21 protein-coding genes are annotated in these 16,810 nt (G+C 50.5%); 18 read left to right on the top strand and 3 right to left on the bottom strand.

The features are described 5' to 3' along the window. The first annotated feature begins 63 nt into the window (after positions 1–63). The 7 genes from EPG66_RS00840 (at position 64) to EPG66_RS00810 (ending at position 6,939) form a co-directional block, all read left to right on the top strand. The gene (locus EPG66_RS00840; protein ID WP_182685722.1) at positions 64–294 is read left to right on the top strand and encodes a DUF2732 family protein; all 231 of its coding nucleotides are present in this window, start codon (positions 64–66) and stop codon (positions 292–294) included. After that, positions 294–518 carry a TraR/DksA family transcriptional regulator gene (locus tag EPG66_RS00835; protein WP_182685720.1) on the top strand — a complete coding sequence of 75 codons (225 nt, stop codon included), beginning with the start codon at positions 294–296 and terminating at the stop codon, positions 516–518. The genes EPG66_RS00840 and EPG66_RS00835 overlap by 1 nt, the downstream gene beginning before the upstream one ends. After that, the gene (locus tag EPG66_RS00830) at positions 518–2,746 is read left to right on the top strand and encodes a replication endonuclease (RefSeq protein ID WP_182685718.1); all 2,229 of its coding nucleotides are present in this window, start codon (positions 518–520) and stop codon (positions 2,744–2,746) included. The genes EPG66_RS00835 and EPG66_RS00830 overlap by 1 nt, the downstream gene beginning before the upstream one ends. 110 nt (positions 2,747–2,856) lie before the next feature. After that, entirely contained in the window at positions 2,857–3,033 is a 177-nt protein-coding gene (locus EPG66_RS00825) for a hypothetical protein (RefSeq protein ID WP_182685716.1), read from the top strand. A 648-nt stretch (positions 3,034–3,681) separates the two neighbouring features. Further along, a complete protein-coding gene (locus EPG66_RS00820) occupies positions 3,682–4,185 on the top strand; it encodes a DUF4365 domain-containing protein (protein ID WP_182685714.1) in 504 nt (167 codons plus the stop codon). After that, entirely contained in the window at positions 4,182–5,309 is a 1,128-nt protein-coding gene (locus EPG66_RS00815) for a hypothetical protein (RefSeq protein ID WP_182685712.1), read from the top strand. Before EPG66_RS00820 ends, EPG66_RS00815 begins: the two co-directional genes overlap by 4 nt. A gap of 175 nt (positions 5,310–5,484) precedes the next feature. After that, on the top strand, positions 5,485–6,939 hold the full coding sequence (locus EPG66_RS00810) for a hypothetical protein (protein ID WP_182685705.1): 1,455 nt from the start codon (positions 5,485–5,487) through the stop codon (positions 6,937–6,939). A gap of 226 nt (positions 6,940–7,165) precedes the next feature. On the opposite strand, the gene EPG66_RS00805 is transcribed toward EPG66_RS00810, so the two are convergent. Then, complete coding sequence (locus EPG66_RS00805) at positions 7,166–8,206, bottom strand: phage portal protein (protein ID WP_182685703.1); 1,041 nt, start codon at positions 8,204–8,206, stop codon at positions 7,166–7,168. Beyond that, on the bottom strand, positions 8,206–9,969 hold the full coding sequence (locus EPG66_RS00800; RefSeq protein WP_182686017.1) for a terminase ATPase subunit family protein: 1,764 nt from the start codon (positions 9,967–9,969) through the stop codon (positions 8,206–8,208). The genes EPG66_RS00805 and EPG66_RS00800 overlap by 1 nt, the downstream gene beginning before the upstream one ends. A gap of 144 nt (positions 9,970–10,113) precedes the next feature. On the opposite strand from EPG66_RS00800, the gene EPG66_RS00795 reads away from it, so the two are divergent. The 11 genes from EPG66_RS00795 (at position 10,114) to EPG66_RS00750 (ending at position 15,680) form a co-directional block, all read left to right on the top strand. Next, the gene (locus tag EPG66_RS00795) at positions 10,114–10,962 is read left to right on the top strand and encodes a GPO family capsid scaffolding protein (RefSeq protein ID WP_182685701.1); all 849 of its coding nucleotides are present in this window, start codon (positions 10,114–10,116) and stop codon (positions 10,960–10,962) included. A gap of 52 nt (positions 10,963–11,014) precedes the next feature. Further along, a complete protein-coding gene (locus EPG66_RS00790) occupies positions 11,015–12,094 on the top strand; it encodes a phage major capsid protein, P2 family (protein ID WP_182685699.1) in 1,080 nt (359 codons plus the stop codon). 3 nt (positions 12,095–12,097) lie between these two features. Further along, on the top strand, positions 12,098–12,766 hold the full coding sequence (locus EPG66_RS00785) for a phage terminase small subunit (RefSeq protein WP_182685698.1): 669 nt from the start codon (positions 12,098–12,100) through the stop codon (positions 12,764–12,766). A gap of 92 nt (positions 12,767–12,858) precedes the next feature. Beyond that, entirely contained in the window at positions 12,859–13,329 is a 471-nt protein-coding gene (locus EPG66_RS00780) for a head completion/stabilization protein (RefSeq protein ID WP_182685696.1), read from the top strand. After that, positions 13,329–13,532 (top strand): tail protein X, encoded by a 204-nt coding sequence (locus EPG66_RS00775; RefSeq protein WP_064704198.1) that lies wholly within the window; start codon positions 13,329–13,331, stop codon positions 13,530–13,532. The genes EPG66_RS00780 and EPG66_RS00775 overlap by 1 nt, the downstream gene beginning before the upstream one ends. A 2-nt stretch (positions 13,533–13,534) precedes the next feature. After that, complete coding sequence (locus EPG66_RS00770; RefSeq protein WP_182685694.1) at positions 13,535–13,753, top strand: HP1 family phage holin; 219 nt, start codon at positions 13,535–13,537, stop codon at positions 13,751–13,753. Further along, the gene (locus EPG66_RS00765; protein WP_182685693.1) at positions 13,737–14,246 is read left to right on the top strand and encodes a lysozyme; all 510 of its coding nucleotides are present in this window, start codon (positions 13,737–13,739) and stop codon (positions 14,244–14,246) included. Before EPG66_RS00770 ends, EPG66_RS00765 begins: the two co-directional genes overlap by 17 nt. Next, complete coding sequence (lysB, locus tag EPG66_RS22925; protein WP_182685691.1) at positions 14,243–14,665, top strand: Rz-like lysis system protein LysB; 423 nt, start codon at positions 14,243–14,245, stop codon at positions 14,663–14,665. Before EPG66_RS00765 ends, lysB begins: the two co-directional genes overlap by 4 nt. Further along, complete coding sequence (gene lysC / locus EPG66_RS22845; protein WP_246379087.1) at positions 14,562–14,834, top strand: Rz1-like lysis system protein LysC; 273 nt, start codon at positions 14,562–14,564, stop codon at positions 14,832–14,834. The genes lysB and lysC overlap by 104 nt, the downstream gene beginning before the upstream one ends. Next, a complete protein-coding gene (locus EPG66_RS00755; protein WP_182685688.1) occupies positions 14,767–15,234 on the top strand; it encodes a phage tail protein in 468 nt (155 codons plus the stop codon). Before lysC ends, EPG66_RS00755 begins: the two co-directional genes overlap by 68 nt. Further along, positions 15,231–15,680 (top strand): phage virion morphogenesis protein, encoded by a 450-nt coding sequence (locus EPG66_RS00750; protein WP_182685687.1) that lies wholly within the window; start codon positions 15,231–15,233, stop codon positions 15,678–15,680. The genes EPG66_RS00755 and EPG66_RS00750 overlap by 4 nt, the downstream gene beginning before the upstream one ends. 20 nt (positions 15,681–15,700) lie before the next feature. On the opposite strand, the gene EPG66_RS00745 is transcribed toward EPG66_RS00750, so the two are convergent. Next, positions 15,701–16,780: a YiiX/YebB-like N1pC/P60 family cysteine hydrolase gene (locus EPG66_RS00745; protein ID WP_182685685.1), complete on the bottom strand. Its 1,080-nt coding sequence runs from the start codon at positions 16,778–16,780 to the stop codon at positions 15,701–15,703. Positions 16,781–16,810: the final 30 nt, after the last annotated feature.

Genomic DNA, 16,810 nt, shown 5'->3' with positions numbered 1-16,810 from the left:
CTCAAAGCAATTAATTGGCGTACACCCGCCGGGATTCGCTTTGCCTGAAGAAAGGAAAATCACATGCTGAATAAATTATCTGGTACCACTAAGCCTGGTTCCTATATCGAACTCGATATGATGCTGAATGATGCGCGTCGCGAAGAACGCCGCGGTCGTGCTGATCTCATGATATTCCGACTTAACATCCTGGCCTCGAAAATTCGCCGGGAAGAATTAACACATGTCGAAGCTGCCGAGCTACTTAATCAGGAAGCGGAAAAAATTCAGGCTCAGATTGAGGAGGCGCACTAATGGCTGACTCAATGGACATCGTGCAGCAGCGCACCGATGAAATGCTGGCTCGAAATATCGCCAATATCGTCAATCGCGCGCCTGCTATAAGCGCCTCATTTTGTGAAGACTGTGATGCCCCAATTCCTGAAAAGCGCCGGCGCGCGTATCTGGGTGTAACTCGCTGCGTGTCCTGCCAGGAAATTGAGGAACATCGCAGTAAACACCGGCAGGGTAATTCCTGATGCATGAGGAATTTGCTTACCCGTGGAATGCTCCACGGGAAGCCATTGCCAGCCCCTATCCCCCTTATGAGGAAATGCACAGCCGCAGTCAGATGATTGCGGCTTTAGTGCGTGCGCAGGAACTACTCGAAAAGCAGCCAGCGCTGATACAGCTTGATGTTAAACGCCACATCAGCGATCTGGAAAAGACGCACGGAACAGCCCGCGCCAATGCGTACTTAACAAAGACATTTGTTGAGCGCACATTGCCACGCGTTGAAACCGTTAACGCTCAATATCGTGTCGGCGTAATGAAGGGGAGCACGTTAAATTTACTCGGGGGTAATGCAACTGAGCGTGACAACACAGCTCTAGCAGGTGGTCAGCTTTTCAATCTAATGCGCCGCTTCAACCGACTGCCTGACCTGGCGCGCGCCGACGTTGATCTACTGGCCGGGGATGTTGCTAATTTCATCCTCGCCGAGCTTGTGCAGGCACACGCACAAGCCAGCGACGAGTCAGATTACAAATACACGCACCGTGTTTACATGACCGCTGCCACCATCACTCGCGAGCTGAGCCAAACGCCTCCACTGTGGGAAAAGGTCACGTCACGCCTTTTTAACCCGGAGGAAGTTACTCCAGCAATCCTGCGTATGCAGACGGAAAAGTGGTGGAAAGGCAGGCTGCGTCGCGTCGCCGCATCATGGCGTGAACATCTCCAAATCGCATTGGCTAACGTCAGCAAAAAGCATACCCCCTACGCCAGCAGCATGGCCGTTTCAGAGTGGCGCGAGCAGAAGCGCCGCACCCGTGAATTTCTGAAAGGAATGGAGCTGGAAGACGAGGAAGGCAACCGCATTAGCCTGATCGAGAAATACGACGGCAGCGTGGCTAACCCGGCGATCCGCCGCTGCGAGCTGATGACCCGCATTCGTGGCTTCGAAAACATCTGCAACGAAATGGGCTTTATCGGCGAGTTCTACACGCTGACCGCCCCGGCTCGCTATCACGCCACAATTAAAACCGGGCATCGTAACCGCAAATGGAACGGTGCCAGCCCTGCCGACACGCAGCGTTATCTCTGCAGTGTCTGGCAGAAAATCCGCGCTAAGTTGCACCGCGAAGAAATCCGCATCTTCGGGATCCGCGTTGCTGAGCCTCATCATGATGCAACCCCGCACTGGCACATGCTCATGTTTATGCGCCCGGAGCAGGCTGAGCGCGTGCGCGAGATTATGCGCGACTACGCCTGGCAACAAGACGGCAGCGAGCTGACAACCGACAAAGCCCGTAAGGCCCGCTTTCACGCTGAGGCTATCGACCCGCATAAAGGCAGCGCGACAGGTTACGTCGCTAAATACATTTCCAAAAATATTGATGGTTATGCGCTGGATGGCGAGACAGACGACGAAAGCGGCAAAGACCTTAAAGAAACCGCGTCGGCAGTTTCTGCCTGGGCAGCACGCTGGCACATCCGCCAATTTCAGTTTGTGGGCGGTGCGCCGGTCACGGTTTACCGCGAGCTGCGCCGCATGGCAGACAGCGAAACCGCGCACGGCCTGAGCGTTGAGTTTGCTGCAGCGCATGACGCAGCCGACGCAGGAGACTGGGCTGGATATGTTAACGCGCAGGGTGGCCCGTTTGTGCGCCGCGACGAGCTGGCTGTGCGCACCTGGTATCAGGCAAGCGAAGATATGAATGAGTACGGGGAGGAAACCGTGCGCATCAAGGGTGTTTACGCAACTGAAGTTGGCGACGATACGCCAATTTTAACCCGTCTGATGCAATGGAAGATTGTGCCGAAACGTGCCGTTGATTTGGCTTTTGAATTTAAGGACGCGCCTGCGTCCTCTCGGAGTTCTGTCAATAACTGTACGGAGCCAACATGCTCTGAAGCAGCTATCGATTTCACAAAGCCCCCTACTCGCGCCGAGCGAAGAAGGATCATTAAGCAATTAAGAGAAAAGCCAGCGCAGGAGCAACCTGAGCCGGACAAATATCACACTGAACTAAGTCATTGCACAGAACGGGAAACGTTGAAAAAGAGTTTCTTCGAGATCTCCAGGCTAACACTGTCCGACGGTGAAGCTGTCCGCATGATGAAAGGCCATACAATCAGGGTTGGGGAGCTTTCTTACTGGAGCGGTACAAGCGGCTATCTGTTCCATAGACGGCGCAAAGATACCAATCCATTAAAGCGCTTCATTGCGCTCGCGAGAAAAAGGGGCATAAAGCTGCCTGATTAATAAAACGGCAGTCGGACTAATCTGATCCGCACGATTCTTTACGATTTGAAGTCACCGTGATACTGTTTATACATACAGTAATTTTTTGACTAGAAGGAGTTAATCATTTGATGAACATAGATAATCTAAGTGAAACGGTTGCACGCATTCAGTTCGTTGCTGACATATCACTGATCGCACACTGCAAAGAAGATGAATTAAAAATGGCACTGTCGATGATCAGTGACATGGCAGGCACAATCGATACATCTGTTTTCGAAGCGGCCATATACTGCCAGGCTGAATGATTAATTGCCCCTTCTCTACCGTTCATTAGCCACCTTTTAGGTGGCTTTTTGCTTCTGCATCAAAGTGCATATGCTTGCATGAATCCGCATGATCCAAATTGGATCGCTATGCGTTTGTAAGGCTAGAGCTGGCGCGCTCAGAGGTAGTACATGCACATGCATGAAAAGCGATACATAAAGCGGGCAGGCGTGGCGGGGATAGCATTGCGCGCGGAGGGGGTAAAATGTTTGTCGAAGACTGTATCGGTTTTGTGGAGCATTACATGATAAATACGAATGAAATGTTATAAGACGCGCTTAAGGTACCGATTTACATAAAAAGTACCTATATAGGGTGACCATAATCAGTTCGGAATGATTAAAATATCAGGATAACTTTAAAATTAAATAATAGAATCAATGATTTATTGATAAATCCCCAAACTAAGTTTATGGAAGATTCAGTATAAAATAGTAATAAAGGTGATTTGTAAAGGTAAGATTTTATCTTGCTTAGCAGCATTAAGCTGTGTTTTTATACAGTAAGCATTGTGCTGATCAAATTTACAGATAACCATAATGAAATTGACTTGATACTATATTCAGATAAATCTTAAGATTCAGCGAAGAGATGTCGTATGTCTAATCGCAAGGAAAGCAGAATACTGAATGTATATTTCTCATCAAAAAGAACAGTTCCAAGTTGGATATCTAAAAGCTTTGGCCTCCTGTGCGGGTTTTGACACAACAAGCTGGGGCGTTGATAACGACTGCGTAGATGTGACTTTAAAAGGTACGGGATATCCCAAGCCAGGAAGGCGGAACCCTTGTATCGATATTCAAATGAAGGCTACTGAGTGCTTTGAGGAACAAGACGGTTTTTACATATATGATCTTAACTTAAGAAGTTACAATCATCTACGCGATGATTGTGTTTCTTCTCCTCAATACTTGATGGTTTTGCACTTGCCTAAATCTGTTGATGAATGGATAGACGAATGTGGTAAAGGAATCGCACTTAATAATAAATGTTACTGGTTATCTTTAAGAGGCCTTCCAGATTCAAATAATAAATCCACCGTAAGATTAAAAATACCTAAAAATCAAGAAGTTACGGTATCCTTGCTTAAGCAGCTAATGGCAGAAGCAAGCATTATGGGGCTATTAGCATGAAAATCGAAAACGAAAAATTCGTTGCTACTGCTGAATTTGGTAAGTACTTAACTTTAAATGGTTGGGACTTGACTATTAATAAAGTTGGTGCATTTGCCATTTGGGAATCCAATGAAAAATCAGAATATGAAATACTACAGCCTTTAAACACTAGCGCGTCTGATTTTAGTCGGAGGGTTATTGATCTTATAGAAGTATTATCTAAAGTTCAAAACAAAAGCATTGATAAAATCATATCAGAGCTAAATGAAATAAGTGATGATATTATACGCATCAGAGTTATTCACGATGATGTGAAACACGGAACCATACCATTTATCGACGGTGTAGAGCTTTTTGTTAAATCAAAAGAGCTATTAACTTCAGCTGCAAGATCCTTATTGAAAACTCAAAAAGGTTATTATGGTGGAAAAGCACCTAAAGTTGTAAATGATTATTTTAATTCTCTGAAATTATCTCAAACAGAAGTTGGTAGTTACGTGCTCAAAGTTGAGTCTCCTATTTTTTTTCCAAATAATTCTCAAGATGATCACTGTGTAGAACCATTTGGACGAAGCGTTTCTAATCGTATAATTCATAGCATTATCAAATTAGATGAAGCTATTACTTCTTTTAAAGAAAATAAAAACCATAAATATTTTGAAGAGGTTGTCAGATATGGAGTTGGCGCATCACTGTGTTCAGCTATAATTGGCCTAAGTGGTTTTAATAAGAATCGTTCAGTTGAAATATCAATTCAGCCCTCTCCTTATGCTGATACGAATAATCTGCAGTCTAAATCGGTCATAATTTATTCGAATGATATTCCGATAATTGAAGAAGCACAAGGCTATTATTTAGATCGATATACTATCAAAAATTATAATTTAGTTGGGAAAGTTATTAAGTTAGTAAGAGAAACTGATTCTGGTGATGGAATTGCCACAATATCTGAACAAATAACACCATCGAATGCTAAGAAAAGAAACGTTGAATGTAGCCTGACTGAACTGCTATATAATCAAGCCATTGAGGCTCATGGAAAATCTTCGACATTAGACTTAACAGGGAACTTGATAGTTTCTGGTCGGAAAATACTTTTATCTGATATTCATAACCTTAAGGTGAAATCAAAACTTCTTTAATAATCGCCCGCTCCGGCGGGTAGTTATTATTAACTAAATATTATGCATGATGAGACCTTAATTGGTTTAAATAAACTCTCTTGTTTTTATAAAGTGACTGCTAATAAGAATGGCCATTGAAGCATGATAAGAAAGAATATGTCAAAATCAAAAACAACAAAATAATGAGGTAATAATGTCCCGAACAAGCACACCTAGATATTCAAAAGAATTAGATGATTTAATCATGAACTCGGATGAAGGCCCTTGGATTGATCATACAAAAATTGCTTTAGAATGGCTATTATCTTATATCGAGATAGAGGAATGGGAAGCTCGCAAAGAAAATGTTGTGAAATACTTTAGGGCACAAGAAGAAAGTATATTTAAAAATTATAGTGAAGCGGCGAAAGGATATGAAGACCCAAAGAATAGAGTGGCTTTTCATGAGGATTGGGTTGCTTGGTATCTATTTTTGGTAGAATGTTTACATGATCATCCAATGGTTAGTGAACAGGCGCAATCAGCGCGAGTATTCCCGTTTTTTGCAGCAATTGGACGACATATAGAAATTGCAAAAAAAATAAAAGGGATTGATGAGAAACTTTTTGAACTTGTGAACGGTAAAATAAATCAACCTGATTCGACACTTTTTGAATTGGTTGTTGCAATTATGTATGCCCGCAATGGTTATGATGTAGAGTTCATTCCCGAAACAGCAATAAAGAAAACACCTGATTTGAAAGTTTTCAAAGGCAATAAAAGTTATTTTGTTGAATGTAAACGATTAGCTAAAATAACTGAGTATTCTGAGCTTGAACGTCAGGAATGGCGCAAGAGGTGGTTTAATTTAGTGCCATTTCTAACAAGTTTCAAACGCCCTGTATTTTTAGATGTAATTTTTAAGGTTGAGATAAAAGACACAGATGAGTTTATTTTAGCCAAAGCCTTCAATGGTATTAAATCTAGAATATCCAAGAGAAAAACCGTTGAATACGAAGATAATGAAATAGTTATAAAGTTTAACAGAATAAATATGGAAGAAGTTAACAACCATTTTAAAAAATATATGGTCAAATGGAATTCACCTCAAATGATTAGCTTACTAGCAGGAGAGTTTAGAAGTAGTGATAACTATACCCATCTTAGCAGTCCCATACGGCTTGTTCGAGTAGGATCAGAAGAAAAATATGATGTGCTCAATATTTTCTGTCAAGGAATAAGTTCAGGTTACTGTGCACGATGGGAGTGTATAGCAGAAAACTCAATTGACAAGAAGGCCAAGGATATTAAAACGCACTTGAGTAAAGCAATAAGACAAGCTCCTGATAACGAGCCTACAATTGTCCATATAGCATATGAAACTCTGCATGGGCCATTTATAGAAATTAATAGAGCGGAGAAAATAGCAGAAAGCATAAAACTCTTTGATTGTCAGGATAAAGACGTAAAAGCTATATATTGCCATGCATTCCAACCTTCAGTGAATGTACAAGATTGGGAGATTGCAGAAACAACAATGCGGTTCGGCAAAAATGGCTCTGATCCTTTAAACATTTTATCTCATGATATGTTACTTGATGAGATAGGCACTGAAATATCTCAAGACACTCATTGGAATGAGGACTTTTTGTCTTTAATTAAAAAGTAATTATAAAATTACAACATTTTAAGCTAAAGTTGAGACAACTCACTTTGCCTATATGTTTTATTTTTAATAGCCTGACGCCCAGTCAGCCTTAATAAATAGTGGCAATTTAAACACTCAATATTTATCGGCTGACTGTCTTTTATTCAAATAATTAACAAAAATCAGCTCCTTAGTGAAAAGATTCAGATTAAAATAGTACAGCGAATGCTAGTGCTGACATTAATTTTTAAGCATTCCTTTCTAACGTATAATCGCGGAAGGCAATCACGCTTTCTCCCATCCAGTGGTTAATCTCCTTAAGGCGCTCCTGCAGTGGTGTCAGTTCGTTACGTACAAACACCTGCGCCGCCTTCACCGCATCACCAAAACCGCCAGAGTTGTCCGGAATAATTCCCATCATCTGTGGCGGCACGCGGTGCGCGCTTAACAGGTCGTCGCGGCTGGCTTTCTTGATGTTAAAGAAATCGTCTTTCGTCGCCACTTCACTAAGCGGCAGGATCTTAATGCCGTCCGGTTTACCGTTAGGCGCGTACATAAACAGGTTGCGGAAGTTACCTAAGCCTTTCGTGTCGCGCATCGCCTGGCGCATCCGGTCAACATCACTGCTGCTCTGCGCCGCGTCGGTCATGTACAGGATGTAACCGGCGTGCGCCCCGTTCTGGTAATACTTGCGGCGGAACAGCGTTGCCGCCTCATTCAGCCAGGCGGAGTTAAGCGCGCTGAGGTATTCCGGCAGGCCGTAAAGCTCCTGATTAATATCCGGCTCTAGCAGGTGAAAAACGCTGTCGGCCGAAAACTCATGCGGCTCCTTCCAGTCATTCACAAACCAGTAAACGCCATCCTTCACGCCTCTGCGGGTGAATTTTGCCGGGCTGGTTTCAAGGCGCAGCGGCTTACCCAAGCTGTTACGGCGCAGCTCGGCAAAGGCGTTACCGAAGACCAGATAATCCAGAGCAAACTTGCTGAACTCCTGCTGATTCATCATCGGGTGCGGAATAAACGTTGAGGCCAGAATGTTGCGCTTTACATAAATCGGCGAGCTATGATGCACGGCCGAGCGCAGGCTCTTAGCCAGCCCGTTAAAGCTGACCGGCGGCTCAAACCAGCGCCCGTTACCGATGCATTCGGCGTAATCCAGAATGTCGCGCTTATCCATGACCGGCGTCGGATCGCCAAAGGTAAACGCCTCGGTGTGCTGCTGCGGTGCGGTAGCCTGTAACGCCTGCGCGGTGGCGGTGTGAGCCTTGCGGCCTCTGTGTTTGCTCATCAGTAAAATTCCAGAATTGAGGGATTAGCGCCGCCGCTGGCTGCGGTAAGCGGTTCGTTTAACAGTGAGTGCATGATTGCCCAGGCGACGTCAGCATGGCTGGCTTCTTCGCTGCGGCTCGCCTCATAGGTTGAGCGGTTGCCGCTGGCCGTCATGGTTTTGCGGATTGCCATAAACGACTGCGTGATGTCCGTGGCCCCGGCGTCATACTCAAGCCGCCCGCTGCTGATGGTATCTTTCGCCTTCAGCACCATTGCGGTTTTCACTTCAGGTGAATATTTGATTTCCCGCGCGGCCGGGTAAAATTGGCGTACCAGCTGGAAAACACCCTGACCGATGCCGGTTGCATCCACGCCGATATATTCAACGGTGTATTTTTTGGTTAAGTCCTCGATAGATTTCGCCTGCGCGGCAAAGTCCATGCCCCGCCACTGGTGACGCTCCAGCACGCGGAACTTACCGCCCGCAACTAGCGGCGGCGCGATTACAGCACAGCCTGCGCTGTCGCCGGTGTGCGACGGGTCATACCCGATCCAGACCGGCCGGAATGAAAACGGGCGCGGCAGGTACGGGTTGAAGTCTTCCCACTCTTCCAGGCTGTCGATCATGCAGCTCTGCAGCTCGGCGAACGGGAACACGCTCGCCTCGTCGTCGACAAACTCACACATCAGCAGGTTCTGATATTCCGACGGGCTGTATTCAAGCTGCAGCTGGTCAATGTCGAACAGGTTGCAGCCGCCGGTCAGCGCATCCTCAACCGTGACAATCTGCCGCCACTGCCCGTCACCGCACAGCGCGCCTTTCGCCAGATGAGAATGCGACAGGTCTATCTCGATGCGATCATCTTTGCTGCGCCGCCCCTTGTTAAACAGCTCGCCTGACCAGAACGGATAGGCGCTGTGCGACAGGGCCGACGGCGTGGAAAAGTAGGTGGTGCGCCACTTCTTGTGTAGCGACATGCCACTGGCGACTTTGCGCAGCTCCTGGAATTTCGGGATCCAGAAATATTCGTCCAGATAGAGGTTGCCGGTGTAGCTCTGCGCGGTGCGCACGTTCGTGCCGAGGAATATCAGGCGCGCGCCGTTCGGCAGCACGATGGGATCGCCTTTCAGGTCAACGTCAGCCTGGCGGGCAAAGTCGATGATGTAGTTTTTAAAGACGTGCGCCTGCGCCTTGCTGGCTGAAAGGAATATCTGGTTGCGCCCGGTGGTCAGCGCATCGATCAGTGCCTCGCGGGCAAAGTAGAAAGTTGCGCCAATCTGGCGGGACTTCAGGATATTGCGGATGCGGTGAGTCAGCCCGGCTTTATGCCAGTTGAGCTGATACTCAAAGCAGTTATCCATAAACATGCCGGTAAGCTTATCCGTCTGTTCCTCGCTGAACTCATTTTTAACAACCGGCTGGCGCTCGCCTTTGTTGCGGTTACGCACATTGGGGTTTAGGTCGGCCTCGTTGCCGCTGCTGCGGTAGCGCTCAACGCGGGCAAGGCGCTCAATCTGACGGCCGAGCGCGTCTATCTCTTTGTAATCACCATTCCCCTTTACCTCTTTCATGATGAGCTGGATCAGCCGGGCTTCCATGCTGGATTCAACGCGACTGATGGGCGCAACGTTGTCCCACGCGTCGCGCAGTTTCCAGCTCTGCACGGTTGGCGTTTTCTGTCCGAGCGTCTCCGCAATCTGGCGCACGGAATAACCCTGCCAGTAAAGCAGCGCGGCCTGACGGCGCGGATCGCTGATGATGGTTGTCGGTGTCATGTTCATACCGGCAAGGCTACCGGTGCCGAAAATGGCGCGCCTGCTGTCCCTGTTTGCTGATGCATCAGCGGGCTGGCATTCGTTGAGGGATTGGGTGGCGACGGGGAAACTGGCCCCGAACCGACCCAACACCTGACCGGAGCCTGATTAATGGCAGCAATCAAAGCAAAGCGTTTTCGTATCGCCGTTGAAGGCGCAACCACTGACGGCCGCGTGATTTCCCGCGACTGGATTTCGCAGATGGCGAAAAACTACAACCCGGCGATGTACGGTGCCCGCGTCAACATGGAGCACATTAAGGGCTATACCCCTGACAGCCCGTTTCGCCGCTACGGTGACGTTACCGCGCTGACCGCCGAAGAAATTACCGACGGGCCCCTCAAGGGCAAGCTGGCGCTTTACGGGGATATCGACCCGACGCCGGAGCTGGTTGAGCTGACAAAGGCGCGTCAGAAAATCTACACCTCCGTTGAAATCAATACGAAGTTTGCCGACACGGGCGAAGCCTACCTGATTGGTATCGCCGTCACCGACGACCCGGCAAGCCTCGGCACGGAAATTCTGAGCTTCAGCGCCACGGCCAAAGCCAATCCGCTGGCGTCCCGCAAGCAGGACAAAGACAACCTCTTTACCGCCGCTGAAGAAACCGTGATCGAGTTTGAGGAAGTGGCCGAGCCGTCACCTTCCCTGCTGGCGCGCATCTCGGCGATGTTCTCCGCCAAAAAGAAAACCGATGGCGAGCAGTTCGCCGACGTCAGCGCGGCATTAACGGCCGTCGCCGAGCAGGTGCAGCTGAATGCTGAGAGCCAGACGCAGGAGCTGTCGGTGCTGGAGCAATCCGTCACCGCACGTCTGGAGGCCATCGAGCAGCAGGCTGGGGAAGACCGCGACGCTTTCGCTGCGCTGCAGGGCCAGCTTTCGCAGACCGACGGCAGCTTTACACGCCGCCCGGCGGCAACCGGCAGCGATCCGAAGTCCGGCGCGCAGACAGACTGCTAATCAGGCGTTGCCTGAACATTAAACTCCAACACAGAGATAAACAGGAACGCTCATGCGCAAGAATACCCGCTTTAAGTTTAACCAGTTCATGACCCGCCTTGCCGAGCTGAACGGCGTCGAAACCGACGACATGAACAAAAAGTTTACCGTTGAGCCGTCGGTGACTCAGACCCTGATGAGCCGCGTGCAGGAGTCTTCCGACTTCCTGACCCGCGTCAACATCGTGCCGGTGTCCGAAATGAAGGGCGAGAAAATCGGCATCGGCGTGTCCGGTTCGATTGCCAGCGTGACCGACACGGCAGGCGGCGACGAGCGCGAAACCGCTGATTTTGCCGCGCTGGACTCTAACGGCTATGAGTGTGTGCAGGTCAACTATGACTTTCATATCCGCTATAACACGCTCGACCTGTGGGCGCGTTATGAAGATTTTCAGGCCCGTCTGCGTGACGCCATCGTGAAGCGCCAAGCGCTTGACCGTATCATGATTGGCTTCAACGGCGTGAACCGCGCCAAAACCTCGAACCGTGCGAAGTTCCCAATGCTGCAGGACGTGGCCGTGGGCTGGCTGCAGAAGTACCGCGAGCATGCGCCGGAGCGCGTGCTGAGCAAAGTCACCGATGAAACCGGTGCCGTGGTGTCGGCGAAAATCCGCGTCGGCAAAGGCGGCGATTATGCCAACCTCGACGCGCTGGTGATGGATGCCACCAACACCCTGATTGAGCCGTGGTATCAGGAAGACCCGGAGCTGGTTGTGATCTGCGGCCGTCAGCTGCTGGCTGACAAGTACTTCCCGATCGTCAACCAGTCGCAGGCCAACACCGAGCAGCTGGCAGCCGACCTTATCGTCAGCCAGAAGCGAATCGGCAACCTGCCAGCGGTGCGCGTGCCTTACTTCCCGGCCAGCGCCCTGATGATCACCCGCCTCGATAACCTGTCGGTTTACTGGCAGGAAGGCACGCATCGCCGACTGATTGACGAAGTGCCGAAGCGCGACCGCATCGAAAACTATGAGTCTATTAACGAGGACTACGTGATCGAGGATTACGCGGCCGGTTGCCTGGTTGAAAACATCGAAGTCGGTGAGTTCAACGCGGATGCAGAAGCCCCGGCAGCAGTAACCCCGGAGGCGTAACGCATGTTAAGCCCTGCCCGACGTCACCGCATGCGCCAGGAGGCTATCGAAGCCTCGCAGAGTGCCGACAACCCGCTGCGCCACGCCAGCGGCTATGAGCAGATGCTCATCAAGCTCAACGACGATAAGCGCCGCCTGAAGAAAGTGCACTCTAACGAGCGCAAGGCGGAGCTTAAGCGCCAGATGCTGCCGGAGTACCTGCCGTGGGTAGCGGGCGTGCTGGAAAAAGGCAAAGGCGCACAGGATGCCGTGCTGATGACCGTCATGATCTGGCGGCTCGATGCGGGCGACGTGCCCGGCGCGCTGGAGATTGCCCGGTACGCGCTGCCGCATGGCCTTGTGCCGCCTGACGGCTTTAAGCGCGCCAGCCTGCCCTATCTGCTGGCTGAGGAAGTCGCCAGCGCGGCAACGCGCGCCTGGACGGCAAAAGCGCCGGTCGATGTTGACCCGCTGCTGGCAACCATTGCGATGACGGAATCTGAAGACATGCCCGATCAGGTGCGCGCCAAGCTGCTCAAGATAACCGGGTATGTGCTTCGCGATGCGGGCAGGGCTTCGGAGGCGATGACCCACCTTGCAAGGGCGCATCAGCTGCACGACGGCTGCGGCGTCAAAAAAGACATTGAGCGGCTGGGAACGGCGATGAAAAAGCAGGCCATCGCCAGCCGCTGACCGAACGCGACCCCGCGCACGGGCGGCAGGACGGCAACGCACTTTCAGTGTCTGCGCCGTCCTCCACCGCCCACCTATTTCAAAGGCCGATTATGAATAACACGGTTGTTATCCCCGCCCCGCGACCGGCAGACGCTGCCGAGCCGCCGGTAAAGAATACGTTTTTCTGGCCTGACGTTGACCTGCAGCAGCTGCGCGATTCGCTGCGCTATGAGGGAACGGTCACGGCGCAGCGCCTGCGCCTGGCCGTGAAGACGGCGATTTCAGAAGTTAATGCCGAGCTGTACGACTGGCGCGCCGCGCAGATGGCGGCGGGCTTTAAGGTACTGACCGACGTGCCTGCCGAATCGCTCGACGGTGAAAGCGAAAAGGTTACGGCCTACCTTGCCGCCGTCAGCGCGCTGACCGCCGCCACCATCGTTGAGCGCTATCGCGGCTATGACGCCAGCGGCACGAAAAAGGCGGGCGAAATCGAGGCGAGCGCCGACGAGTACTGGCGCGACGCGCGATTCAGTATCAGCCGAATCGCCGGTAAGCCTGGCTGCATTGTGGATCTGCTCTGATGAACGTTTACGCACAGCAGGGCGATACCGTTGACGAAATCTGCCAGCGCTATTACGGGCGAACCGGGCAGGCCGTCGAGCTGGTTTACGCGGCTAATCCGGGCCTTGCCGAAAGCGGGCCGGTGCTGCCGCACGGCTGTGAGGTAACGCTGCCAGATCTGCCTGAATCTTCAGCAGGTGAAACCGTCAACCTGTGGGACTAAAAATGGAAAAAATCAGCTCTGTGATCAACTACCTGATTGGCCTCATCCTGATGTGGTTCGGGCGTCATACGCCACAGGATATCGCCTTTATGGTCGGTTCCGGCGTGGCCGTTATCACGCTCATTACTAACGTGGCGACGTTCTTTATCAACTGGCATTACCGCCGTAAAACCTACGAGCTGCAGCGCCTGCGGGGGGTGAGCCTTGAGCAAGACCGTTAAACGCTGCGCCGTGGTGGCCGTGCTGGCGATTGCCGCGCTGCTGCCACAGTTCAAAACCCTGAAAACGTCCGAGGCCGGACTGGCGCTCATCGCCAACGCTGAGGGGTGCCGCACCTCGCCCTATCAGTGCAGCGCCGGTGTCTGGACTAACGGCATCGGTCATACAGAGGGCGTGACGCCGCAAAGCCAGATCAGCGAGCGGCAGGCGGCGGTCAATCTGGTGTATGACGTGATGCTCGTCGAGCGCGGGATCGATGCCTGTATGCGCAGCGATATGCCACAGCCGGTCTATGACACGGCCGTGTCATTCGCCTTTAACGTCGGCGTGCGCGCGGCCTGCAGCTCGACTTTTGCCCGTTACATCAGGCTGCAGCACTGGTTTGATGCCTGTAATGAGCTGCGGCGCTGGGTGTTCGTTAAGGGCGTGAGAAATCGCGGGCTGGAAAATCGTCGTGCAACCGAAACAGCCTACTGCCTGCGGGGTGTTTCATGATGCGCCTGATAGCTCTGCTTCTGGCCGTCGCGTTGCTGGCGCTGGGCGTGACCGGCTGGCAGTGGAAGCTCGCAAAAGACGACCTGACCAGCGCGCAGCGCATTATCGGCACGCTGTCGGCCGGTATCGAGAGCCGCGACAAAGCGATAGCCCGGCAGGATGCTGATGCGAGGGCCAGCCAGAAGCGCGAGGCCGAGCTGCGGCTGATGCAGGGGCGCGCCAGTTCGGCCGCGCTTAACCGAGAAATGACCATACAGAGAGAAACCGATGCAAATCCGATACTGCGTGACTGGTCTGCTGCTGCTCTGCCTGACGATGTTATCCGGCTGCACGCCCGCCCGGCCTTCGCCAGCGCCAGAGATTATCTGGATTGGGTGTCCGCGCGTGACAAGCTGCCCGGTGCCGGGAAACAGCCTTAGAACGGCGGGCGATCTGGCGGCGGATAATCGCCAACTTGAGGCCGCGCTCGCCGCCTGCGGGCTGCAGGTCGAAATCATCAAAGACTGCCAGGAACAACACGATGCTGAAACCTCAACAACTGCGCCAGGCGCTGACCGACAGCGTGCCGGAGCTGCAGCGAAACCCTGACGCGCTCAACGTGTTTATCGACAACGGGTGCATCGTCTCGACGCTTGCCAGCTCGCTGTCGTTTGAATACCAGTACCGGCTTAACATGGTCATTACCGACTACGCCGGTAACATCGATCTGCTGATCGTGCCGCTGCTGGCATGGCTGCGAACAAATGAACCCGACATCATGGCGACCGAAGAAAAGCGCCGCACGGGCTTTACCTTCCAGGCAGATGTGATCAGCGACACGGCCAGCGATATCAGCATTGAGCTGCAGCTGAGCGAGCGCGTGATCGTGAAGCAGGCTGACGACGGACTACACGTGACGCACGTCGGCGAGAACCCGCTGCCGGAAAATGACGCCCGGCCAGTGCAGCTTTATATTAAGGGCGAGCTGGTCAGCGAGTGGCTGAAATGAGCGAGCTGCAGCTGGTAAATGACCGGCTGGAGGCGCTTATCAGCAGTCTGTCAGCCCCGGCGCGTAAAGAGATGGCGCGCAACATTGGCCGCAAGCTGCGCGCGAATCAGCAGCAGAACATCAAGCGCCAGCAGGCACCTGACGGCACGCCGTTTAAGCCCCGCAAAACGCAGCCGGTGCGCAGCAAAAAGGGCCGGATAAAGCGCGAGATGTTTGCAAAGTTGCGCACGGCTAAATACATGAAAACGCAGGCCAGCCCGAATGAGGCCGTGATCGAGTTTACGGGCAACGTGCAGCGCATGGCCCGCGTGCATCATTACGGGCTGCGCGACCGGCCATCACGCAGCACAAAAGAAATTCAATATGAGGTGCGCCCACTGCTAGGTATTAGTAAAGAGGCCCAACAAATGATTGAAAATCTAGTCATAAATAACTTCATAAGGTAAGTGTCACCCAGCGATGCTATTTATTGTACATTTTCAATATGATTAATCATACTCAATGCCTGAGGTAATAGGATAGGATTCAACCCTTCAAGGTGGCAGCATTTAACAATCACCTCCAATCTTTCCTTTGTAATATTTAAAAGATTAGAATATAGACTCACCTCGGCCGACATTAACTTGCCGGGGTAAGTTTTATAATATCCTTTAAAGGTTTCAAGGTTGATGGAGTGAGTCTTGACGATTGAGATTTCTTTGTGTATTTCTGCATCGATGAATTCAACGTTACCATTTGCCTTCTTTGAGAAAGCATCGGCATCGTATCTGTATGGATTTGAAATCTTATCCTTTAAATAAAAATCATAATATCCAGACGCCATTATTTCTTTAAGGATTGCTTTATCTACCTTCGGGTTTTTCAATCTAAGTGTAGCGTGATAAATATCATTCATGGTCTCAGCTTCAACATCAGATTTCCTGAGTATTTTTTTTGCAGCTTTAACCCACTTTGCTGTATTTTTTAGGTGCTCTTGGTGGTAATTTTTCGCCAGAGCGTGAGCAAGTTCATCCTCAGATGCTTCTTTCACAGCGTCTACAACCTCTACTAATAAGTCTGATTTTTCAATATCTGCAGGAGAACAGTAATTTATGTTATCGACAAGAGCTATACCAGCCTGAGAATAGCATTGAGCCACCAGTCTTGAACAAAACTGACCTGTAACAATATCTTTAATTGGTTTCTTTTTCTTACCGGCTTTCATTGCTTCAGATTTGTCATACTTTGAACCGACTAACGTTCGTGAAAAAATAGTTATATTTTCAATTTGAGATGGTTCAACTTCATCTGATAGCCTCAGTACTTTTAAATCATTTTTTTCAACCACTGCAAACCTATTAGGTATTTTGCTAAAGACTCCTCCACCCGAAGTGGCTTCAATTATAGTTGAGCCTTCATAGAGCATTGCATGCGAATAATGACTTCCTGTTATCCTCATAATTGCCAAGCTATGGGCTTTATAACCATGCTCTAAAATAATATCTCCGGGTTTGAGTGCTGCCAGGTTGAGAACATATTTTTTTCTAATATCCGTAACTGCATCCATTCTGAAGCTCCTTGATTAGTGTTTCGCAAG

This window comes from Pantoea pleuroti, assembly GCF_014156615.1.
Lineage (GTDB): Bacteria > Pseudomonadota > Gammaproteobacteria > Enterobacterales > Enterobacteriaceae > Pantoea > Pantoea agglomerans.
The sequence above is the reverse complement of the archived record's forward strand: the minus strand, read 5'-3'. Positions and strand labels throughout refer to the sequence as shown.